The organism is Candidatus Neomarinimicrobiota bacterium (assembly GCA_022560655.1).
Taxonomy (GTDB): Bacteria; Fidelibacterota; Marinisomatia; order SCGC-AAA003-L08; family TS1B11; genus JADFSS01.
On sequence record JADFSS010000011.1, the window covers coordinates 25,883 to 48,308 of the forward strand.

Annotated in this window: 23 protein-coding genes and 2 tRNA genes; 5 read left to right on the forward strand and 20 right to left on the reverse strand. The window is 59.8% G+C overall.

What is annotated here, in order from left to right:
* Position 1: 1 nt before the first annotated feature.
* The 20 genes from IH971_03205 to IH971_03300 all read right to left on the reverse strand — a co-directional run bounded on the left by IH971_03205 (position 2) and on the right by IH971_03300 (position 18,116).
* A complete protein-coding gene (locus IH971_03205; protein MCH7496843.1) occupies positions 2–655 on the reverse strand; it encodes a riboflavin synthase in 654 nt (217 codons plus the stop codon).
* The gene (gene ribD, locus IH971_03210) at positions 655–1,827 is read right to left on the reverse strand and encodes a bifunctional diaminohydroxyphosphoribosylaminopyrimidine deaminase/5-amino-6-(5-phosphoribosylamino)uracil reductase RibD (protein MCH7496844.1); all 1,173 of its coding nucleotides are present in this window, start codon (positions 1,825–1,827) and stop codon (positions 655–657) included. The genes IH971_03205 and ribD overlap by 1 nt, the downstream gene beginning before the upstream one ends.
* A 7-nt stretch (positions 1,828–1,834) precedes the next feature.
* Positions 1,835–2,902, reverse strand: coding sequence for a site-2 protease family protein (locus tag IH971_03215; protein ID MCH7496845.1), 1,068 nt, complete (start codon positions 2,900–2,902; stop codon positions 1,835–1,837).
* Between the two features lie 34 nt (positions 2,903–2,936).
* Entirely contained in the window at positions 2,937–3,497 is a 561-nt protein-coding gene (locus IH971_03220; GenBank protein MCH7496846.1) for a hypothetical protein, read from the reverse strand.
* 6 nt (positions 3,498–3,503) lie between these two features.
* Positions 3,504–3,595, reverse strand: a tRNA-Sec gene (locus IH971_03225).
* A 4-nt stretch (positions 3,596–3,599) separates the two neighbouring features.
* Complete coding sequence (locus tag IH971_03230) at positions 3,600–4,463, reverse strand: SPOR domain-containing protein (protein MCH7496847.1); 864 nt, start codon at positions 4,461–4,463, stop codon at positions 3,600–3,602.
* Positions 4,438–5,601 carry a tetratricopeptide repeat protein gene (locus IH971_03235; GenBank protein ID MCH7496848.1) on the reverse strand — a complete coding sequence of 388 codons (1,164 nt, stop codon included), beginning with the start codon at positions 5,599–5,601 and terminating at the stop codon, positions 4,438–4,440. Before IH971_03235 ends, IH971_03230 begins: the two co-directional genes overlap by 26 nt.
* 78 nt (positions 5,602–5,679) lie before the next feature.
* Complete coding sequence (locus IH971_03240; protein ID MCH7496849.1) at positions 5,680–6,048, reverse strand: LapA family protein; 369 nt, start codon at positions 6,046–6,048, stop codon at positions 5,680–5,682.
* Entirely contained in the window at positions 6,035–7,378 is a 1,344-nt protein-coding gene (miaB, locus tag IH971_03245; GenBank protein MCH7496850.1) for a tRNA (N6-isopentenyl adenosine(37)-C2)-methylthiotransferase MiaB, read from the reverse strand. The genes IH971_03240 and miaB overlap by 14 nt, the downstream gene beginning before the upstream one ends.
* Before the next feature lie 97 nt (positions 7,379–7,475).
* Entirely contained in the window at positions 7,476–8,405 is a 930-nt protein-coding gene (locus tag IH971_03250; protein MCH7496851.1) for a M23 family metallopeptidase, read from the reverse strand.
* A gap of 135 nt (positions 8,406–8,540) precedes the next feature.
* The gene (locus IH971_03255; GenBank protein MCH7496852.1) at positions 8,541–9,074 is read right to left on the reverse strand and encodes a hypothetical protein; all 534 of its coding nucleotides are present in this window, start codon (positions 9,072–9,074) and stop codon (positions 8,541–8,543) included.
* A 69-nt stretch (positions 9,075–9,143) separates the two neighbouring features.
* Positions 9,144–9,299 carry a hypothetical protein gene (locus IH971_03260; protein MCH7496853.1) on the reverse strand — a complete coding sequence of 52 codons (156 nt, stop codon included), beginning with the start codon at positions 9,297–9,299 and terminating at the stop codon, positions 9,144–9,146.
* 17 nt (positions 9,300–9,316) lie between these two features.
* Complete coding sequence (locus IH971_03265) at positions 9,317–10,366, reverse strand: NAD(P)-binding protein (protein MCH7496854.1); 1,050 nt, start codon at positions 10,364–10,366, stop codon at positions 9,317–9,319.
* Positions 10,356–11,837 (reverse strand): Asp-tRNA(Asn)/Glu-tRNA(Gln) amidotransferase subunit GatB, encoded by a 1,482-nt coding sequence (gene gatB, locus IH971_03270; protein MCH7496855.1) that lies wholly within the window; start codon positions 11,835–11,837, stop codon positions 10,356–10,358. Before gatB ends, IH971_03265 begins: the two co-directional genes overlap by 11 nt.
* A 1,078-nt stretch (positions 11,838–12,915) precedes the next feature.
* Complete coding sequence (locus IH971_03275) at positions 12,916–14,118, reverse strand: beta-lactamase family protein (GenBank protein MCH7496856.1); 1,203 nt, start codon at positions 14,116–14,118, stop codon at positions 12,916–12,918.
* 460 nt (positions 14,119–14,578) lie between these two features.
* Complete coding sequence (locus IH971_03280) at positions 14,579–15,325, reverse strand: FAD-dependent oxidoreductase (GenBank protein ID MCH7496857.1); 747 nt, start codon at positions 15,323–15,325, stop codon at positions 14,579–14,581.
* A gap of 179 nt (positions 15,326–15,504) precedes the next feature.
* Positions 15,505–16,548: a trypsin-like peptidase domain-containing protein gene (locus IH971_03285; protein MCH7496858.1), complete on the reverse strand. Its 1,044-nt coding sequence runs from the start codon at positions 16,546–16,548 to the stop codon at positions 15,505–15,507.
* A 37-nt stretch (positions 16,549–16,585) separates the two neighbouring features.
* Positions 16,586–17,182: a class I SAM-dependent methyltransferase gene (locus IH971_03290; protein ID MCH7496859.1), complete on the reverse strand. Its 597-nt coding sequence runs from the start codon at positions 17,180–17,182 to the stop codon at positions 16,586–16,588.
* Positions 17,175–17,489, reverse strand: coding sequence for a hypothetical protein (locus IH971_03295; protein ID MCH7496860.1), 315 nt, complete (start codon positions 17,487–17,489; stop codon positions 17,175–17,177). The genes IH971_03290 and IH971_03295 overlap by 8 nt, the downstream gene beginning before the upstream one ends.
* A gap of 156 nt (positions 17,490–17,645) precedes the next feature.
* On the reverse strand, positions 17,646–18,116 hold the full coding sequence (locus IH971_03300; GenBank protein MCH7496861.1) for a MarR family transcriptional regulator: 471 nt from the start codon (positions 18,114–18,116) through the stop codon (positions 17,646–17,648).
* Positions 18,117–18,466: 350 nt separating this feature from the next.
* Here IH971_03300 and IH971_03305 point away from each other — a divergent pair, with 350 nt between their 5' ends.
* The 5 genes from IH971_03305 to IH971_03325 all read left to right on the forward strand — a co-directional run bounded on the left by IH971_03305 (position 18,467) and on the right by IH971_03325 (position 22,264).
* The gene (locus tag IH971_03305) at positions 18,467–18,931 is read left to right on the forward strand and encodes a hypothetical protein (protein ID MCH7496862.1); all 465 of its coding nucleotides are present in this window, start codon (positions 18,467–18,469) and stop codon (positions 18,929–18,931) included.
* A 352-nt stretch (positions 18,932–19,283) separates the two neighbouring features.
* The gene (locus IH971_03310; protein ID MCH7496863.1) at positions 19,284–20,186 is read left to right on the forward strand and encodes a TIGR01777 family protein; all 903 of its coding nucleotides are present in this window, start codon (positions 19,284–19,286) and stop codon (positions 20,184–20,186) included.
* Positions 20,187–20,421: 235 nt separating this feature from the next.
* A complete protein-coding gene (locus tag IH971_03315) occupies positions 20,422–21,501 on the forward strand; it encodes a quinolinate phosphoribosyl transferase (protein ID MCH7496864.1) in 1,080 nt (359 codons plus the stop codon).
* 50 nt (positions 21,502–21,551) lie between these two features.
* On the forward strand, positions 21,552–22,100 hold the full coding sequence (gene pncA / locus IH971_03320) for a bifunctional nicotinamidase/pyrazinamidase (protein MCH7496865.1): 549 nt from the start codon (positions 21,552–21,554) through the stop codon (positions 22,098–22,100).
* An 80-nt stretch (positions 22,101–22,180) separates the two neighbouring features.
* A tRNA-Leu gene (locus IH971_03325) sits at positions 22,181–22,264 on the forward strand.
* The last annotated feature ends 162 nt before the right edge of the window (positions 22,265–22,426 follow it).

Consider the following 22,426-nt stretch of genomic DNA (forward strand, 5'->3'; position numbering starts at 1 on the left):
ATTAGCTCTCCCCGATTCCCCAATGGCGAATTCTATCCGGGTCCAGATCCCAGTGCTCGTCATCAGAATCCAATTCGAGAAACCGCTCCAGATAACGGGCGAATACATCGGTTTCCACATTCACGGACTCGCCCACCTTTTTTATGCCCAAGGTTGTGTGTTCCAGAGTATGGGGGATCAGCGCCACCGTGATGCCCTCTTGCGAGATGTCGGCGACGGTGAGCGATATGCCGTCCAGCGCGATGGAGCCCTTGGTGAGGCAGTAGCGCAGCCAGCGCATTTCAATGGTCACTGTTATCCGCACGTCAGCGTGATCCACACTGATATTATTGATATAGCCCACCGTCTCTACGTGGCCCTGCACCAGGTGGCCGTGAAAGCGGTCACCGGCGGCCACGGCCCGCTCCAGATTGACCTTGTCACCCGGTTTCAGATCGCCAAGGTTGCTGCTCTTCAGGCTCTCAGGAATGACATGCACCGTAAATTCGCGGGCAGCCAATTTGTCCACCGTCAGGCAGACACCGTTGACATTGATGCTGTGACCCACTGCCAAGTCTGAAAACACCTCTTTCCCGCCAATGACAAGGATGTCATGATCCTTGTCGGTGACCCGGCGGATCACCCGTCCCAATTCTTCGATGATGCCAGTAAACATCAGTTGCTGCTCCTTCGCTCAGTCCGATTGACGTGGTCGGCGATGGGTAATACATCCCGTTGCGCCACCTCCAGCCGGTCGCCACCCAGCTGCTCTTCCGAAAGTACCGTCCAGCCCGCCGGCACTGACAGGACATTGCGCAGTTCCGGGATAACGTGCACGCTCTGCTCAGCGCTCCGCGCAGACGTGAAAATAACCACTTCGTCCGCCAAATCCGCCTGTAGAAATGCCCGGTGCACCGTGGGACCGCCCTCCACCATCACACTGGTCATTCCCCGGGCGCCTAATTCGGCCAAAACCTGTTCCAAGTTCACGCCCTCGGGTGCAGCCGCCACCCTGATTTGCTCGCCCCAGGGGGTCTCAGAAGTCGTCCCCACGGACGTCATGACGAGCGTGGGCGCGGCTCCGTCGCTGAAAAGCCGCAGCTCGGGCCGTAGCCGCATGTGGGTGTCCAAAACAATGCGCCTGGGATTTGCGCCCGGATAGTCCCGCACCGTGAGCTGCGGGTTGTCCAGCTCGGCGGTTCGCCGGCCCACCATGACACCGTCCACCTCAGACCGCAGCCTGTGTACCCGGGTTTTGGATTCCGGTGAGGTGAACCAGCCGTTCCCGGAAAGCGCGGCAGCCACGAAATTATCCAGGGTGCGGGCAACTTTCAATATCACGTGTGGGCGCCCTGTGAGCACCCAGCTGGCAAAGCCCCTCACAAGCCGGGCGCCAACCTGGCCCATAACCCCTTCAATCACGTCGATTCCGGCTGACTCGAGCAGGCTTAGCCCGCGGCCGTTCACCCTGGGATTGGGGTCGCGGACGGCAACCACCACGCGGGCAATCCCTGCGTCGATCAGCGCTGGGGCGCAGGGGGGTGTCTTTTTGCCGTCGCCTGCGCAGGGCTCCAGGGTGACATACGCCGTAGCTCCCCGCGCCGCTGCTCCCGCCATGCTGAGGGCCATCGCCTCGGCATGCGGACCGCCAAATTCCTGGTGGTAGCCTGCGCCCACCACCTGATCATCACGGACCAGCACGCAGCCTACGGGCGGATTGGGGCTCACCCGGCCGATACCCCGCCGAGCCAGTGCCAGTGCCTGGCCCATGAGCTGCTCGTCGCGGTCAGCCCCGGTGGCGGCCCCGTCTGTCTCGACCAAAGTAATCTGTTGAATTACTGCCGGCATATTTATCTCACACCATGCGAAAAGGTACGGGAATAAAACATAGAATGAAAATAACCAGACAGGCGATGCCGATACGCAGCTCCGGCACCGTGAGCGGCAGATTAACGTCGTGAACCGGGGGGTGCTTGACGGTGCGCATGAGCACGAAAATAAGAAATCCCCAGAAGAGCCAGTTGGGCGATAACAGCAGCCCCATGGGGATCAACGCCAGGAACACCGCCCGCCCTACCCAGACCTGTCTGTCGCCCAGTAGGGCATAGGCGATGTGGCCTCCATCCAGCTGGGCCACCGGCAATAGGTTCAGCATGGTCACCAGCAGTCCGATCCACCCGGCAAATGCCACCGGATGCAGCAGCACGTCCTCTTCCGCGCCCAGACCGGGAAACATGATCGCCGTGGCCAGTTTCATCAGCAGGCTGTCTCCCAGGAAAATGCCCGCCCCCTCTATTTGGACCACGGTTGACAGGTGCAATCCCAGGAACAGGGCCGGCACCGCCGCCAGAAATCCGGCAATGGGACCGGCGGCGCCGATTTCCAGCAGCGCCCTGCGGTTGGGGATGGGCCCCCGCATCCTGATGAAGGCGCCCAGCGTTCCGATGAAGGTGAGCGGAGGCGGCAGCGGAATGAAGTAGGGTGCTGACACGTCCACCTTGTGGCGGCGGGCAAAATAGAAGTGGCCTAATTCGTGAATGCCCAGAATCAGCATGAGGCTGAGGCTGAACGGCCAGCCGCTCAGCAGAGTCCAGGGCTGACGGAACACGTCGCTGCCATTCAATATGGCGCCTGCCGCCAGGGTGGTGATGACCGTCGCAACAAAGAGGATGATGTGGGTTCTTGATATTGCCCGGCTGGAGCCGTTCCTTGCGCGCATCACCACATAGCGCCGCTCATCTTTGCGGAAATAGTCAACCGCCAAATTCAGGGGTTCCAGGGCCAGCCGGTCAGCATCCTCCCGGCTCCCGTCCAGCAGCCGATAGTAAACGACCTCACCACTACTGAGCTGCCCCCGTTTTTCGATGACGGCTACCTGTGCCAGGGCCTCGACGCCCCGCTCGACGCTGCTTTCCGGGCTCATTTGGACCGGGTCATCCCTGGTGCGTGCAGGTTATTCAGGGCAACTTGAGCGGATCGGGGCGATACCACTTGCGCTGCCTGGCCGGCTGGTCAGGGACCAGGTCACCGGGCGCCACCGGCGCGGGCGGCATGGATATGCCCTCCACGCTCACGGGAAGCTCATCGGCCAGCAGGATTGTCAGGGTGTTGACCCAGTCCCGGGACGCCTGGGTGTAAGCCGCTACCACGCTATCGGGGAAGCCCGTGGCGGCCAATGCGGTGATCATCAACGCGGAGACCACCGGCAGATAGCGGTTGGCTGGGTCCCGATAAAATTGGTCGGTCCCGCGCACCAGTTCAGCCGTCTCGAACCTGCCGAGGTAGTCGCGAAACGCAGCTTCGGCCAGACCGGAGTCAACCGCCCTGATCTGCAGGAAATCATACGTCTTGCCATTGATCAGCCCCTGCACGTAGGCGCGTTTCATGGGTAGCCGGAACTCTGGGTATTCCCTGGTCAGGTCGTCGATTTCCAGCCAGTTGTAGCCATCCCAGAACAGCTTGGGCGACTGCCCCCACAGCAGGGTCATTCCAACCAGTGCGATAGATACATATTTCATGCTTCGCGGAAACGTGTCGGAGTCGAACCGACCATCCATCAACCGACAGATCAACAGTTTTGAAGACTGCGGCGCCCACCGGGGTCGCGTACGCTTCCAGGGTTAGTCCTGCGAGACAACAAGGTAGTCTATTCCGTAGTTGTCTTTCAGCAACTCACCGGCCATCTCGGCATCCTCCCGAGATGTGAAACCTTCCACCATAACCAGATGCAAGGTCCGGCCGCCCTGTTGTGTGGATACTAACTTTACCCGGTAATTTAGCGACTCCAGCAGCGCCTGCTGTCGCTCAGCATTCGTGCGGACACTAAAGGCCCCTACCTGGAGCCGTGGGCCCTTCCTGGGCGTCGCCTGCGCGGCGGTTCGGGTTGGCGGCCGGGATTCTACGGCCGGGGGAACCTTCTCGGCAGCCGGCTCCGCCCTGTATTTCAGGGCGCCTTTCCCGGGGGCGGTCGCCCTGCCCGATTCGAGATCAAACTCAAGTTCCGGGAATTTGCGCGCAAAAACCTGGGCGTAAAACAGCGCCGTATCGCGGCTGCCCGACACCAGCAGGGCATTGAGGTAGAGCCGGATGCCCTCATAGACCAGATCGGACCGGGGATAGTGCATCGGAATGCGTCCGAGATACTTTGCCGCCTGCATATAGAGACCGCGGGAGTACAGATACTCGCCAACTTTCAGCAGTGCATTGGGTGCCCGAGGACTGGTGGGATAGAGGCTGGCCACCCGCTTGAACAGCTCCACGGCCACGTCACCCTCCTGCGTGATGAGGCCCTCCAGGTAGAGCACGCTGCCATCGTTGGGGTGCTGCCGGTAGAGCTCCGGCAAGGCCGCGGCCACTTCCTCGCGGTGCCCCTGATAGGCCAGCTCAAAATATCGGTCCAGATCCTGGCCCCACACCATGGCCAGCATCCAGAGGGGAAATGAGGCGATGAGGCCGGGCTTACTCCAGTGCTTCCAGGGGATCACTGCTGGGGTCCAACCAACTCATGGGGGTTGCCGAGGAGTCCCGCTGGCTGTTACCAGCATGGGCCGCCAGACGTATGGCGTCCACCAGACGATCCAGCCGCGGGAGGAGGTTCTGGTCGGCGTCCCGCCGATAGCTGAGCTTGAGCTGTATGGCCTGGATCAGCGGGTCGTTGGCAGCTACATCCGGGATCGTGCCCAAAAGCTGCTCTGCCCGGTCCAACTCTCCTTTGCGCACGTAGAAGTTGGCGAGACTTGCCAGGCCATCCAGATTGTTGGAGTCCTTGTCCAGAATCTTCCTCAGAAACGGCTCCATGTCGTCAAAGCGCTGCAGGTAGAAAAGGGTCTCCTCCACCTGCGGCAGGATCATGGCGGTCTCTGCGGGAGACAGTTCTGCGAAAGAGGCCCAGTGAGACACAGCCTGAGAGTAAAGCTGGTCGACCTCATCCTGCCCGGCTGCCGGGGTGCGCCCGGGCTGACTACCCAGGCCATCGCCATTGGTAGACTGCCTTGAGCGACGGGCGGCCGCTTCATCGGCATAGGAGACCGCGAGGTAGTAGTGTGCCGGAGCAAAAGTTGCATCCAGTTTGAGAGCCTGTTGATAGTGCTCACGCACCGCATCGGGAGGGTCGTCGTTGCGGCGGTCGTAACCCTGCCGGAAGCGGCACCAGGCCTGCAAACTTGAGTCCTCCTTGTCGGTAACTTTCTGCCACTGTGCCAGATATTTGCCCGCCGATTCCCAGTCGCCCTGCTTGCGGTAGAAGCTCACCAGATGGCGCAGGGCCCAGCGATCGCGTTTGTCCAGTTTAAGAATGGCCAGGCCGCACTTTATGGCCCGATCGTACTGTCCCAATTCCAGGTGGTCAAGTGCCAGATGCTTGAGCAGTTCCACCCGCTCGTAAGGGGTGGGATTAGGCCGTGCCAGCAGGCTTTCGTGGAGCTTGAGCGCGCGGTCCGCAGCCCCGCCTTGCCGCATGACCTGCCCCAGTTTAAGGTAGGCCGCTGTATGGTCGGTGTCGCTCTCGACGACGCTTTTGAAACATTCAAAAGCCTGTTTGAGGTTCCCGCTCAAGAGGTGGTCGAGCCCCTCCGTGTAGAGGGCCTGAACGTCCCGCTTGTTGCGCGTGAAAGGCCACATCATGGCAGCCGGTTGCCGTCCGTTGAGGAGTGGCAGGACCAGGCAAGGGACCCCGCCGGCGGGCAGCGGAACGGGTCCGGCTCAGCCACTTTGCTGCTCGGACGATGCGTCCGGCTCGCCCGCATCTGCAGGTTCCTCGGGACCGGAATCGAACAGGTCAACGGTAAGCGGAGAATGGCGCAGCGTATTGAGTTCAGTGCGCAGCTTTTTCAACTGTTGCGCCTGCCGCCGCACCTCGACCTGTTGGGACATGATCTGTACCAGCCCGATCAAAAAACCCAGCAGAATACCCAGAGCGAGCGTGCCGACCAGAGCAGTCGCCAGACTTTTTTCCGCCAGTGTAACTCCCGGGATCAGCCAGATGTTCACCGTCTGGCTCCCATTCTGGTTAAGCCAGTAGGCCAGCCCGAGCACGATGAACAGGCCAATCAATACTTTAAGCAACCGCATGATAAGCCTCCTGATCGGACTGCAAGGCAGGGGACAGGATATGGCCCTTGAGGGCAACGCCGGGGGCGCAATCGATATGGACCTGGACGAAGTCCTTGATTGCGGCACTCCCCTTGTCGAAGACGACCCACTTGTTGCCGTCGGTGCGCCCGGCCCACTGAGCCGTTGATTTCTTGCTCTCCTTTTCCACCAGTACCTCTAACACGCGGCCCACATACCACTGGTTCCGCTCCCGGGCTTTGGCCAGTTGGAGGGCAATGAGGCGTTCCAGCCGCTCCTGCTTCACGGCCTCAGGCACCGGGTCACTGTACTCCGCGGCCTTGGTTCCGGGCCGGGAGGAATACTTGAACATGAACGCGGAATCAAAACCTACCTCGGCCACCAGCGACAAGGTCTCACTGAATTCCTCTTCCGTCTCGCCGGGAAAACCCACGATAATATCGGTGCTGAGCGTACAGTCGGGCAGGGCGGCGCGAATTTCCGCCACCAGCCGAAGATATTCGGCCCGCGTATAGGTACGGTTCATCCGCCTCAGAATGCGGTCGGCGCCGGCCTGAAGCGGCAGGTGGATGGCGTTGCAAACATTGTCATGGGCCGCCATCTCCGCAAGCAGTGCCCCATTCACGTCCGAGGGATGGGGCGAAGTGTAGCGAATCCGCCGCAGTCCGGGCACCGCCGCCACAGCCGCCAGTAATTCGGGAAACCGGTGGCTATCGTGGCGATAGGAATTCACGTTTTGCCCCAGCAACGTCACCTCGAGAAAGCCCTCTTCCACGGCTACCCGGGCCTCCCTTAGAATACTATCCACGGACCGGCTGCGCTCACGGCCACGGGTAAAGGGCACCACGCAGAAAGTGCAGAACTTGTCGCAGCCGCGCATGATGGAAATCCATGCGTTGATCCCGGCCGCGCGGGACGGAAAAAGATCCTCGTAAACCTCGAAGCGCGACAGGCGGGTATCCACGATATGATCGCTCGTGGTCAGGCGCTGTTGCAGAAGTTGGGGCAACCGGCGATAGCTGTCCGGACCGAGCACCAGATCAACATAGGGATGGGATTCCAGCAGACTGTCGGCCAGGTTCTTGGCCATGCAGCCCAGCAACCCGATGAGAATCGACGGGTCGTCGCGCTTGAGGTGTTTCAGCTGCTCCAGGCGATGCCGCACCGTCTCCTCGGCCTTCTCCCTGATAGCACAGGTGTTCAGCAGCACAACCCGAGCCTCTTCCACGCGCAGGCTGCGCTCGTAGCCCGCAGCTTCGAGCAGGCCGGAGATCAGCTCCGAGTCTGCCACGTTCATCTGGCAACCGTATGTTTCCAAATAATAGCGCATGGGCGAACCGGGGGATCGATCCAAAGTTACAACGCGCTCTGAAGGGGACGTAATATTTTCCCCCGCACGCGCCGCTGTTCTGGGCCGGAGCCGGACGCTAGAAGAAATTGACGGGATTCTGGGGTTGGTTGTAGTGCCGCACTTCGTAATGCAGGTGCGGTGCCGTGGCGCGACCGGTGTTGCCCGATTCCCCGATGGCCTCGCCGCGCTTGACCAACTGACCTTCATTCACACGAATCAGCCGCAGGTGCCCATACAGGGTATGGAAGCCATTGCCGTGGTCAATCTTTACATACAGGCCCAGATTGCCTCCCCAGCGGGCGGCGATCACTTTGCCGTTGGCGGTGGCGTGGATGGGAGTTCCGACCCGCAGGGAAATATCCTGGCCGCGATGGAAATCATAACGCTTGCTGTACGGATCCCGGCGCAGCCCGAATCCGCTGGTGTATTCCCCCATGGCCACGGGCCGGATCGAGGGGGTTGCCCGCAGCCGGCCCAGATCATCCTTAAGGGCGTCCCGCATGGCCTCGTAGCTGAGCTGCTCCAGATTCAGGCCTCGATGCAGGGCGTCGAGGCGCTCCGTGATTTGAGCCAGAGATATGTCATCCGACGGCAAGAGGTAGTCCATATCCGTCTTGACTTCCACCATGCTGCCCCCGATGCCCACCGCACGAATGCCGGCGGGTATAGCGGGCAGATTGGCGTGCTCGCGAAGGTTTTGGTCCAGGGTCGAAAGGTTGGTCACCTCGTGCTCCAGGTTGTCAATACGCCCCTGAAACTGGACCAGCAACTGCTGAAGGGCCACATTGTCTCGACGCAGTTTTGCCACCCGGTGGCTATAGGCTGTTTCAAGGAGCAGGTGCGCCCCCAGGTAAAGCAAGATGGGCGCCAGGACGATGAGGGCCATGAGTAAACGGAAGGCGGATTTGCCCGACAACGCGAACTCGCGCAGCCCTGATCGCCCTTCCTGAAGGACGAGTATTTTCAGATTTCGCAGAGAGGCTGTCAGATGATACTTGCGTCGCATATTCTCACGGCAATCAAATCCCGCATGGCAGTGAACATTTTAGCCACTAATGCCCTCTGCATGCAACAGGAAACATTGTCGCATGAAGACCCGTGCAGCTGCCGTCCTGTAGCACCCCCCAGTGCTGCACGGGACCTAGTTTTTGGCGGCGCTTGCCTTCTTGGCCGGCTTCCCGGCGGCGGCCTTCCCGGTGGAAGTAGCCCGCTTACGAACTGGGGTTGCTTTGGCCTTGCCCGCGGCGGGGGTCTTCTTCGCCCTCGTGGTAGCCGGCCTGGCCGCCGGTTTTGTGCCCGCAGCGGGTTTCGGCTTGGCAGCCGCCTCACTTTTGGCTGCATGCTCAAGATCCGAGGCCTTGGCGAGCTCTTTTTCTTTGGCCGCGATTTTCTCCCCAAGGCTAGCGACCCTCAACCGCAGGTCCTCGACCCCCGGCAACTCTTTCAGGGACACGCCCTGGTCCTGCTCCAGCGCCTTATAGGCCAGGATGCCCAACTCTGCATGCAGCCGTCCCCGCTCCCGCTGAAGCTGATAGATCTCCATCTTCAATCGGCCAATCTTGCTCAGTTCCCCAGCCTTGTTGGCGGCCACCCGCGTGAAGTGCCCCGCTTTCTCTGCGGCGGTGCTGGTCCAGGTCTTGATCTGTTCGCCCAGACTGTCCCAAATAGTGCTCATGTAAGGTCATCCTTCCTTATAGTGGACCCCGTCAAATTTATCAGGGCCGTGGGGGCCTAACAAAGACAATCAGACCCAGCGCCGCTGTACGTATGCGGCCAAGTAGAACAGGGCCGCACCGATGGCCAGGCTCATGAGTTCCAGCCCCATATCCCGGTGTTTTACCCCGCTATAGAGCCCGGACAGCACCGAGAGCAGCGCCAGCACCTGCAACGAGCGCACCACGGCCCAAATCAGTCCTCTCAGCGCCGCCCCCTCAAGTGCGACCAGCCCGAGATCAGCCGCTTGCCCAGCGAGGGCCGGGAAACGCGGTGCAAGACTGCCCAGGCCGTGCCGCTGCTCATGAGCCGCGCCGCCAGGAGCGACCGGGGAGCAGCGCCCAGACGCTCATACCAGCCCCGGTTAACCCAGGAACTTGCCATCCGCCCCACAAGTTCCTTGCGGGCCAGGGCGGCATACTGGTCGCCGTGGATCAGCGCCCGGGCAGCCAGGACGCCAGACCGGATGGCGTAGTTCATGCCGAATCCGAACAGGGCGTCCTGGAAGCCGGCGGCTTCCCCCACCAGGAGGGCGCCGCTCTCCATGGATGTGGGTCTGGGCGCGTAGCTGCCGAAGGAGCCAAACTTGACCGGGTCCTCCATGCTCAGGCCCAGCACATCCCGAAAGCGGGTCACCGCTTCACTCAGTACGTCCCCCGACGATGATGCGCCCACCCGGTAAGCGCTGGCGATGGTGCCCCGACCGCTCCAGATGATGCAGTAAGCATAGCCCGCTGGGGCGACCGTTCCGCCCAGGAGCAGATAGACCCCGTCCGGGGCCGGCGTGCTGAAGGTGAGCCCCTCAACGTACGCCTTTGCCCGCCGGGGACCGCCGGCGAAGATAGCCACCTCAGCTGCGCTGCGCTTCGAACCAAAGCGGAGCTGCACACCCGCCGCCTCCGCGGCTAGCTGGAAGGTCCGGTCCAGGCTGCCCGGCTCGGCACCGCGCCGCAGCAGGTAAAAGTAGGGGCGCTGAGCGGTGGTGCTATGGACCTGGCCGCGGTGATCGATGAAGTGGAAGGTTCGCGCGGGATGGTGGTCAAAGCTGGTGGGCAGCCCCTGCGACTGCAGGTAGTCAAGCGGATCCTGAGGGAAAATCCAGGTTTCCAGACCTTCCACATCGTTGTGCCGCTGGGCACCGCAGACCGCACCCTTTTCGTGAACCACCACTTCGCGCCCGGCGTTGGCCAGGGTGAGGGCTGCCGCCAATCCGGACAGGCCGGCCCCGGCAATGGTGATGGCGTCATGACTCATCCAATATCCGCGGCAGCAGCTGCTTAACGATTTTGGGATCACCCCGCCCCCGAGTGGCTTTCATCACCTGGCCCATGAAAAAGGCCAGCAGCTTGGTCTCGCCCCGGCGGTAGCGGCCCAGCTCGTCAGGGAGGCCGGCCACGACGCCGCGCACCGTCTCCTCAAGCGCCCCCGCATCAGACACCTGCGCCAATCCGTCCCGCTCCACGATCTCCCGCGCCGGCAGCCCCTCGGCCACCATTTTGTCAAACACGTCCCTGGCGGTGGAACGGTTGATGCTGCCAGCGTCAACCAGGGCGATGAGCTGGCACAGCGCCTCGGCGGGCAAGGCGAAGTCAGCGATCTCCTGCTGCTGGGCGTTGAGCACCCGCAGCACGTCCCCCTGCACCCACTGGGCAGCGGCCGCAGGGGCGGCCCCAGCCTGCACCAGCGCCTCAAAGTAGCCCGCCAGCGCCCGGGTGCGGGTGAGCACCTGCACGTCCTGGACCTTCAGGCCGTAGTCGTCCATGAAGCGCTGCTCCATCTGGGCGGGCAGCTCCGGCAGGGCGGCACGGATGCGCTCGATACGGTCCGCAGAAATCGTCAAGGGCACCAGGTCCGGCTCGGGGAAATAGCGGTAGTCGTGGGCCTCCTCCTTGGTGCGCAGGAGGCGGGTCTGGCCGGCGGCATCGTCCCAGGTCAGGGTGTTTTGCTCTACCTCGCCGCCACCCTCCAGCACCTCGATCTGCCGGACAATCTCATAGCTCAGCCCCCGCTCCACACCACGAAACGAGTTAAGGTTTTTCATCTCGGTGCGGGTGCCCAAGGCGGCCTGCCCCCGGGGACGGACGGAAACGTTGGCGTCGCAGCGCAGCTCCCCCTTCTCCATGTCGGCATGACTGACGCCGGTATATTGCAAGGTCTGCTTGAGGCGCGTCAGATAGCGGTGGGCCTCCTGGGGTGAGCGGATGTCGGGTTCACTGACGATCTCGATGAGCGGCGTGCCGCAGCGATTGAAGTCCACGTAGCTGCCGTCGGCGGAACTACCGGGCAGGCCGTGGATGGTCTTGCCGGCGTCCTCCTCCATGTGGATGCGGGTGATGCCCACCTTGCAGGTGGCGCCATCCTCCATGACAAACGACAGACTGCCCCCCTCGCAGATGGGCTCGTCGTACTGGGAAATCTGATAGCCCTTGGGCAGGTCGGGGTAGAAATAGTTCTTGCGTGCGAAGCGTGTCAGCGGCCGGATGCGGCAGCCCACCGCCAGCCCCATGCGGATGGCAAATTCCACCGCCTGTTCATTGAGCACCGGCAGGGCGCCGGGGTAGCCCAGGCAGACGGGGCAGGTGCGGGTGTTGGGGGGCGCGCCGTAGACCCGCCGGCAGCCGCAAAACATTTTGGACTCGGTGGCCAGCTGGGCGTGCACCTCCAGTCCGATGACCGGCTCCCACAACTCCAGCTGGGCCGGGGTGAGGGGGGCCGCTACTGCCATGCGTCAGGAGGCTGCATGGCGGAAGTTAAGCTTGCCGGGGCGGTCCGGGGCGCCCGCGCCCCGCCTGGCGGCCACCGCTTCCCGACGTATCGGGACAAGTTATGGCGGGGCAGGTATTACGCTCACCGACGGAAGTGGTGACCGGCTCGCCGTGGCGTCTACGCCGAGGCCCCTCCCACCCCCGGTGGTATCACCCTCACCGACGGGAGGGGTGATACCAAAGTGATACTGAAGTGATACCGAAGTGATACCAAAGTGACCCCCAGGAGGGCCAGCGGGCTGGACGAGTCCAGGAGACCTCACCCCGCTCACTTCGTGAGGCCCCTCTCCTTGAGGAGAGGGGAGGAGAAGCAAGCAGGGCCGGTTGTCAAAGAGCCGGAGGCCGCCGCCGTTGGCCACCGCCGTTGGCGGGACTAAGCGGGGCGAAGGAAGGTAACGGGAGGCCGGCGCTCAAGGAAGGACGAGGATTGACGCGGGTGAGAGGGCCGGGCCACTGCTTCCCGATGGATGGGGACAAGTTGCGGCCGCCGCCTACGGCGGGGCAAAGTGGGGCGATGCGGGACAAGCCAAAAAGAGCTTGGGAAGGGAGCTACTTCAGCAGCACCCCCGTATTCTGCGGGACAAGGGCCACTGCCTCCCGATGGATCGGGACAAAGGCGCTTGATGGACATGAGAAATCCTGGCAGTGACAATCTAAGAAGGTGGATGGATGAGGAACCTGCCGGCCACCAACCGATGAGTCCGGCCTCCGAAATGGTATGGTGATGGCCAAGCCGCGGCATTAGACTGATGAACTAACTACTTCAGAAGCACCTTCTGATGGCCCGCGCATGTCCCGGGCAACTGCTACTGACTCCTCTAAAACCGTCTCCATGACTCTTTTGCAGCACGTTCAACTTAGCTAAAGTGTCTCTTAGCACAATCACACGCATGATCCACAATGCTCAGACGCCGAACAATTCCGAGGCTTCACTGGCGACTTAGCCTTTCCCATCACCGGCCTGCAAAAGTGGTGTGGCTGCAGCGAAGCGAAAGCCGCGTAGCTTTTGAAAATCCCCTCGATGGCATTGTTATATTTTCATTGATTTATGAAATTACTATCAAGGTTACTCAACTTCTTCCTTGTATTAAATGATGTTCTGTTTGCCATTATTACGGATGCCAAGCCGAGATCAGGATAGACCCTCATTTCACTGTGATAACCTGCTCCACCCCCTTCTTTATAATAATATTTGACGCCGCTGATTTCCCCAACATGCCAGCCTAATGTCATCTCAATATTTTCACCTGAGTTAGTCTTTTGTTGTGAATAAAGCCCTCGCATTGCATTTTTTTCTAGTAAAGCTGAGTTTTCAGCTATTAAATCCTGCAGCACACGACTAAACGCTTTGGCAGAGCCGATGGCACCTCCAAATGCAGGGCCGTTGGCGTATACATTTCTTATATGAAGCCAGCCTCCTTCATACCCAGCCCAAACTTCTCTATCAGTTACGAAGGACTTAATTAAATTCATAAATGAGTATTTTTTCAAATACCCTTTTGCATGATTATCTTCATTATTTATCCGGAACCCAATTTCACTCGGCGTTAGACCCAACGGCTCAAAGATATTTTCGTTTATGTAGTCACTATATTCCCGATCACTTATTTTTTCGATAATTCCCCCAAGCAACCAATAGCCAATATTTGAATATCCGTATTTTCCCCCTGGTAAAGCGTCCCGCTTGGGATTAGCTGCAAGGACTTGTGAGAGAGCCTCTACTTCACTAAAACTATCATGGCTGTTTGCCAAATGAACCCATTTCAGTGGGATTGGGTTTGGAATGCCAGATGTATGGCTCAGGAGATGCCTTATAGTAATTTCGGAATTATAAGGGTGCTCTACATATTGGGATGCTTGACTATCTAACTTTATTTTCCCCCGTTGCACTAGCTGCAATACAGCAATAGCCGTCAGCGTTTTAGTCATTGAAAATGCAGCCATGGTATGAGCAAGACTTAATGGGGTTTTGTTCTTAATGTCAGCCATCCCAAAACTATGCTCGAAAACCACAGAGTTTTTATCTACAATAACGTATTGAATTCCTGGATCACTAGGCGAGGATAGCTCGGCTATCAGTTGAATTACATGTTCGTTTTTAGACACCACTTCTCCGTCTGAAGATACTGGAGAAAAACTTATCAAGGTCAGCAGCAATATTAACGATGTTTTCATTTCTATCCTCCCGGCCGTGTTGCCCATTGAAAACGTAACGGCTGCGAGTTTGCGTTGCCGTTTCACAGTTTTGACGCTACCCTGCCCCCAGAACCGCCTGGAAAACTAGGCGACGCATCAGCTCGATAAGCAAGACGGGGAGTCTGGATCGTTCGGACATAAGTTGGCGCAGTAGGCTACCCAAATATACGTGCAACGTGACGGGATAGCAAAAGCCCCCAAGGCGCCAGACAGACGGCCACGCGACCGACCGACAGCAGGATTGGTGGCGTGTCCGGCAGGTATTCGGGCGGAAGGCTATTTCAGGCCTGAAAGGCGGGCTTTTCGTGGCTCAGATCAGCCCATTATCACCGCTGGCCGGCGGGACGAGGCCGGCTGGCTAATAATGGCATGCAGCGGACGATCCCGGCCACGGGGGCCCAGGTCGGTTGGCGAGCGGGTATTTTACTGAAAGTGGTTTTGGGCTTTTTGCTCAAGCATGATCTGGGACGTGAGTTGAAACTGCAGGTCGTCCATGCTAGGCGAGTTATGGGTAGCCACGAAACAGCTCCGAGCGGATACGCTCCGGCGGAACGCCCAGGGCCTCAACCAGTTGCCCGAGCTCAAACACCAAGCTGGGTGGGCCCGCGAGGTAGTAGATGGCGTCGCCCCCGCCTGCAACCACTTCATCCAGCAAGTCCCCATCTATGCGGCCGACGCGATGATCCCAGGTTAGTTCCGGCGCAGGCTGGCTAACAGTGTAGACGATTCGGAGATTCCCGTTTGTTTGTGCCAACTCATCAAGCTGCTCCTTGTAGGCCACCTCATCCGGACTCCGATTGCCGTACACCAGGGTCAGGGGCGTAGGCAGTCCCGAGTCAGTGGCATACTCAATAATACTCTTGAACGGCGTGATCCCGATGCCACCGGTTATGAAGATCCCCGGGCGGTCGGATTCGAGGAAAAAATGCCCAATTGGGCCGCTGACGCGAATTTCGTCACCCGGTTTGAGCAAATAGAAAGCGCGCTTGAAAGGGCTCTCTGAATTGCGGATAGCGAACTCCAGGTAGTCCCTCGTCTGAGAGCTTGCGATCGACAGTATGTGCCAGTCCCGCCCCTCCTCCACATCCAGCGTAAGTTTCATGGCCTGGCTTACCTGGAAAGAAAAGCCGGCGGGCTTGGTAACCCGGATGGATCGGATCGTCGGCGTCTGATCCTTTGTTTCGAGGATCGTCACTGATTTGCTGTGCTCCCCCGGCGCGGCGGGCTTCTGCCGTAGATCATGTTGAGCCATCTGATACTCCTATCACGATAATGCTATGAACACGTGCGCTCCGTCTGGTTACAGGTCGTAAGCTTCATGGTGCTGACCTTAGCACGCTCTCAAGCGATGCTTCGCAGGGCTTGCCGGCATCAGGATCGAGCACGCTGATCAACCCTCAGCCATGCTTATCCGGATGAATACGGCCACAGCTACTCTACATCCCCAGCCTGCGACTCCTCAGGAATGATGTCCACGGATAATTTTTGGGAGCGCCGGAGGAGGGTTATGGTGGACTTTACCCCAGCCAGCTTTTCAGTCAAGAGCGGGTACAGGTCGTCAATACCGGCAACCGGTTGCCCGTCAAAACCTATGATGATGTCTCCCTCCCGCAAGCCCGCCCGGCTCGCCGGGCTATCCTGCTCACTGGTAATGACCAAAACGCCTTTTTCAGTGGACAGGCCATGCAATCGCACGATTCGTCGTGGAATGGGAACATTGTGACCCGCGATACCCAAATAGCTGCGTCGTACTCGGCCATCTTTAATGAGTTGCCCTGCTACCAGTTGAGCGGTGTTCATTCCGATAGCGAAACAAATACCCTGCGCCGGCAGAATAATGGCTGTGTTAACGCCGATGGCCTCGCCACGCGTGGAGATCAAGGGCCCGCCTGAGCTGCCGGGATTAAGAGCGGCATCGGTCTGAATAACGTTCTCTATCAGGCGTCCCGAACGGGACCGGAGCGAACGCCCCAGTGCGCTCACGACCCCCGTTGTGACTGTGCACTGGAAGCCATACGGATTACCAATCGCAATGACCAACTGTCCTACCCGAATGGATTGTGAGTTGCCCATGGGCACGGGCACCAAGTCTGGGGCATCGATTCGGATGACAGCTAGATCTGTATCCAGATCATCGCTCATGAGATCAGCCTGAAATTGTCGTCCATCCGGGAAAGTGACCTCGATCCTGGTGGCTCCGTGCACGACATGGCTGTTGGTGAGGATAAATCCATCCGGAGTGAAAATAAAGCCCGAGCCACTCCCCTGTCTTCCCCAGGGAGGTAGCGGAGTTCGCATCCGCCGGCGCCCTGGTCGCTGAAGAACGTCAATTTTAACCACAGCTGGGCTGACTTTTTCCGCCGCCCTGATCACGGCCCGTGAAAAGGCGTCCAGAAGATGATCATCGGAGGCAGCCTCACTCTCTGACATGCTGCCTGACGTCTCGGTTGAGACCCTCTCAAGAACTTCATTCATGTCTGCATCCCTTCAGCCTAAGTGGTCTTCCACATCGTCAGATCCTGGTAATGGACACCAGCCAGGCAAGGGCACCTTCCGCATGAATATGGGTTTCAAAGCGGGCTTCCTGAATCTGATCAATCCGCCAGCCATCCCGGAAGGCCGACCGGATTACATTCCGGCTCACCCGGTGGGGACCGCTCGTCCCCGGCTCCCGGTCACTGAAACACAGCATGAAATACTTGCCACCGGGAAGCAGGACGGATCGCAATTGGTTCACAAACACAGGTCGTTCCGCAGCACTGAAAACGTGAAAAAGGCCACAGTCCACAACCGTATCGAAGTGCTGGTCTAATTGATCCAATTTCATGGCGCTGGCTATCTTAAAGCTGACCTGCAGCGGACGCTGGTTGGCTTTTGACCGGGCTTGCCGGATGGCCTCTGGAGCAGAGTCAATGCCCCAGACGTCATAACCTTTCTCCGCGAAGAAGAGCGCCAGCTCGCCCGTACCGCAACCGACATCCAGGACGGAGCCCGTAATCTTACCTGCCGCCTCTAATGCCAGCAATGCTGGTTGCGGACGACCGATGTCCCAGGGCGGCTGACCTTCATAGGCCGCGTTGAAAACAGCCGAGCGCTCATCCTCACTCATGGCGGCACTCCGAGTCGTTCGTCGTTCTGCGACGACGCTTCAAAGCTCCCAGGGTTTGCACCCTAAGTCCATGCGTTGGGGACAGTTCTGAGTGCAAAAACTCCATAACGCATTTGTCGAAGTACTGATCCAAGGTGCCGCTCCAATCATCCACGCAGGCTGGGCGCAGCTGCTCTTCCGTATTCAGGACCAAAGGGCCTTGCTGCGCGATGGGTTCATTCAGGCGTCCGGCGGCGACCACGAGCGAGCATGCGCCCTCATTCCCGGTCATCACCTGGATGAGCTCACCCCTTCCAAAGATCAACACTTTGCTGGTAAGGCCTCCGCCTGGATCCGCGGCGGGGTATTCACTCTTGAACTCATCCCGTTGGAGCAAGGGGTCCAGTTCATGCAGCCGGCGTGTCCCCCTCCGCGCTGTTTTTGAGCCCAGGACCCTGCCGAACCGGAACTGTCGCGGCCTAATTCATCCTGTTCTGACTGGGTCAGTTGGCTGTCCCCTACCAAGTTTCTTGCAAAGGATTCCAAGCGTTTCCCGCTCGCCTAAGGTGAGCACTGCGAGAGCATGGGTCAGCGCCTCTACATGGATGGGCAGCAGCTGCTCAGTGACGGCCTTTCCGGCAGTGGTAAGGTGGACCTTAATAACGCGACGGTCCTTGCGGCTGCGTCGCCGCTCAACCCAGCTATGCTTCTCCAGATTATCGACCAGCAGGGTCACATTACCCCCGCTTACAAGCAACTTCTGGCCAATGACGGTCTGATTGAGGGTCCCAAGATGGTAAAGCATCTCCAGAACGCCAAACTGGGCGCTGGTGACCCCGTGCTGACCCAGACAAGGCTTGAGCATACGGCCAACTGATTCCTTAGCCCGGGACATCTTGACCCAAGTATCGAGGGCCAGGGTCTGTTCCAAGGTGCCCTTGAAGTGGGTTCCCATGATATTTAATTTAAGATTAAATTGTTTAAGCCTACAAGTTTTAAGTTTAAATTACCACCGCGAGTCCACGTTCGTCCGAAGAGCAGGCCTCATTCCGTTTATCTGTGGTAACCGCAGACTGGAACTATTAACTGTTTGGGAACAACTCAAGAGGGACTCACCCCAGGAACATTTGTTGGGAATGTGCCTGGCAGCCACCGGTGGGCAGAAGTGGCCACCCTTTAAGAACGTACTTCATGGCGCGGCGGCCTGTAGCCGTGAAAGATGAACTATTCATGAGCCTCAAGGCTTGCTAATACGATAACGGATGACGATGCCACAATGACCAAAATAAGACCTCAAGGAGAACAATGATGACAACCACAACGAATACAGCCAGCAGTTCTACCCAAGGTGAACAGATCATCCCGATGGGTAAACTGTGGCGGGTCGGGCTGATTGCGGCGGCCGGTGCATCCTTTGCCAATCTTGTTTTATTCTGGATTACCAAGGGACTGTTTGGGATTCCATACATTATCCCCATGGGAGGTCCCAGCGGCCCATTGGAGCCTATGCCGGCGGGGGTAATTATCTTTTTGAGTGTTGTTTCTGCTGTTGGAGCGACGATACTCCTGGCGCTGCTGGGTAAATTTCGAGCCCGTCCCATTCGGCTGTTTTGGATTATTTCGGGTGTCCTCTTCGTATTATCGTTCCTATTCCCCCTGACCCTACCAGCCGGTGTTGCCACCTCAACTAAAATTGGCCTTGGCCTGATGCACCCGATCGCATGGGGGGTGATTGCCGGGGTACTGACCACGCTGGGCCGTGAGAAGTAAAACGATGCCTTGGACAGTTCCGGTCAAGGAGCTCAGACCGGTGCCTGCCTGACTTGTCAAGGCCCCTCATCGGATCGGTTTCTGATGAATTTCGAAATTGGAAACGCACCTTTCACGTTGCCAATGAGTAGCTGACGCCTCAACTGAAGCACCCTGAGACCGGCAGCCTAGAGCCCCATACGAGCGGTCTAGATGAGGGGCTGGTAGTGCACCGTCCGAGATCGGCTCATTATCACCGCTGGCCGGCGGGACGATCCCGGCCGGCTCGACGCCGCCGATGCAGATGAAGTATTTGGTACCCCGGCAAGGCAATTTACGCGAAATTCAGCCGTCCAACGGGGGGGTAAACGGTTTGAATATTCTCGTCTCAGGTGCCAGCGGATTTATCGGTTCGGCACTCGTCGCTCATCTGGAAGGCCAGGGGCATCGCGTGACCCGTCTGGTCAGGCGCGACACTGACGCCGGTCCGGGCACCGTATTTTGGAATCCCGCCGAGGGGAGCCTCGATCCTGCCGGCCTTGAAGGGCTTAACGCGGTGGTACACCTGGCGGGCGAATCCCTGTCCAGCGGACGGTGGACCAGGCTCAAAAAAGAGCGCATTCTCACGAGCCGCGTGGCCGGCACCGCGCTGCTGGCCCAAACCCTGGCCGGGCTGGAACAGCCACCCAAGGTGCTGGTGTCGGCCTCGGCCATCGGTTACTACGGTGACCGGGGCGACGCTGAGCTGGGTGAGGACGCGGCGTCGGGGCGGGGTTTTCTGGCTGAGGCCTGCCGAGCCTGGGAGCAGGCGGCGGCCCCCGCCCGGGCGGCCGGCATGCGGGTCGTGCACCCCCGCTTTGGCCTGGTGCTGGGCCGGGGCGGCGGCGCAGTGGGCAAGATGCTGCTGCCGTTCAAACTGGGGCTGGGCGGCCGCTTGGGCTCTGGTCAACAGGTGTGGAGCTGGATCAGCCTGCATGACCTCGTCCGGGCGCTGGAGCATATTCTCACCCAGGAAGCACTGGAGGGGCCCGTGAACCTGGTGGCACCCAACCCAGTGAGCAACCGCCAGTTCACCAAGGTGCTGGGTCAGGTCTTGCACCGCCCCGCCGTGCTCCCCCTGCCCACAGCGCTGCTACGGCTCATGTTTGGTGAGATGGCCGATGAAATGCTGCTGGCCAGCACTCATGTGGTGCCCACCAAACTGCTGGCGTCGGGCTTCGAGTATGCTCATCCCGACCTCGCGGAGGCTCTCCGCCAGGCACTGGGGAGCAGCTAGCGGCTAGGCCCCGATTGGCATTCCAGTTCAGCCACGCCAAATTGCCGGGAGCCATGCCGCAGCCGTAAGTTCCCGGCTGCAAGTACGCACAGTGACCCGCGCCCGCTACACACCTCTGCCCCCTGAGACCTTCGACATCCCGGTCCACGAGATCCGCCGCGGCTACCGCTCGGACGTCTATTTCTGGCGCAGCAAGGTGGCCCTGGAAAATGCCGGGATGAAGACATCCGTGCTGATGCAGGTATTCCAGAAGAAGAAGGCCGTCCTGTGCGGCGTGGATGAGGCCCTGGCCATCCTGAAACTATGCACCGGCACCTATACCGATCGCCAGGCAGCCTATGAGCTCTTCGACGAGTACATCAGTTTGAAAAAGAAAATCCGGTCACTTTACTACAGCTCGAAGGAGGAGATGCTGAAGGCCCAGCGCGAACGATTGGAGGCTGAACACGCCCTGGACCGGCTATGGCGGAGTACCCCTGACGAGCTGGCCGTGCACGCTCTGCGGGACGGCGACGCCATTGAACCGTGGGAGACGGTCATGACCATTGAGGGCCCGCTATACCAATTCACCCATCTGGAAACACTCTATCTGGGGATATTGGCCCGCCGCACCAAGATCGCCACCAACGTGCGCCAGGTCGTTGAAGCGGCAGCGGGGAAACCCATCCTCTACTTTCCTGCACGCTTCGACCACTGGTTCATGCAGGGCGGTGACGGCTATGCTGCCAAAATTGGCGGCGCACGGGAGGTGTCCACCGATGCCCAGGGTGAATGGTGGGGCAAGGCCGGGGCCGGCACGATCCCCCACGCCCTCATCGCCGCCTGTGATGGCGACACCCTTAAGGCCGTCCAGCTCTATGCGGAGAACTTCCCCGACACCAACCTCATTGCGCTGGTGGACTTCGACAACGACAGTGTGAACACGGCTCTGACGGTAGCGCGGGGATTGCAGGAGCGGCTATGGGGGGTGCGCCTGGATACGGCCGCCACTCTGGTAGACGAGTCGGTGCTCCCGGGCATGGGTACGTTCAGCCCCACGGGCGTCAACCCCCAGCTGGTGGAGAACGTGCGCCGGGCTCTGGATGCCGAAGGTTTCGACCATGTAAAGATCGTGGCGTCAGGTGGTTTCGATGCCCAGCGCATCCAGGCGTTCGAAGAGGCCGGCGTACCCGTAGACGCCTACGGTGTAGGCTCGGCACTGGTTGTGGGGAAGGCCGATTTTACGGCTGACGTGGTGATGGTAAAGGGGCAACCCCGGTCAAAGGTGGGTCGTCGCTACCAGGCTAACCCGCGCCTGGAAAGATTCGAACTTTGACCCCGCGCCCGCTTATAATGCTGCGGTGACCTCATCCATGGAGCGGATACATGCTTAAGCAGGCCCTGATCATTGTCGACCTGCAAAACGACTTTTGTCCCGGGGGCTCGTTGGCCGTCGCCGAGGGCGACCAAATTGTGCCGCTGGTGAACGACCTTATCGAGCAGTTTGCCCGCGCTGGGCAGCCTATTTTTGCCACCCGGGACTGGCACCCCACAGGGCACATCAGTTTTGAGGCCCAGGGCGGCATCTGGCCGCCCCACTGCGTGCAGCAGACCCACGGCGCGCAGTTTCACCCTGACCTCCGGCTGCCCTCTGACGCAACCGTCGTTACCAAGGGAGACCACAAGGAGCGGGATGCCTACTCCGGCTTTGATGGCACCTCGCTGGCGGAGCAGCTACGTGCGGCGCAGGTGGAGCAGCTGGTGGTGTGTGGGCTGGCGACCGACTACTGCGTGCGAGCCACCAGCCTGGATGGACTCAAGGCGGGCTTCCAGGTCACGGTCATGGAGGATGCGGTGCGGGGTGTGAACGTTGCCCCGGGCGATGCAGCCAAGGCTCTGGCGGAAATGCAGGCGGCCGGGGCCGCGCTGGCCTGAACCCGGCCCCTGCCAGAGGAAAACGCTTCATACCACCCTGGGGCACAGTCTAACTTTTTCGCCGGCCACCAGACCAGCCTGCCGAGGTGGTGAAATTGGTAGACGCGCCGGACTCAAAATCCGGTGTCCGCAAGGACGTGGGGGTTCGAGTCCCCCCCTCGGCACTGACGAGGCCCCCGACGAGAAACCAGGGGCTTCTTGCTTACCCGCTATTGGTCTGGATGGGTCTGGTTCTGTCTCCAAATTGCAACCTAATTGCAACCTGCTGCTGAGCAGGTCATCAAACTTTTCGGCGTACTCCACGCGCAATGATTCAATCATGCCAG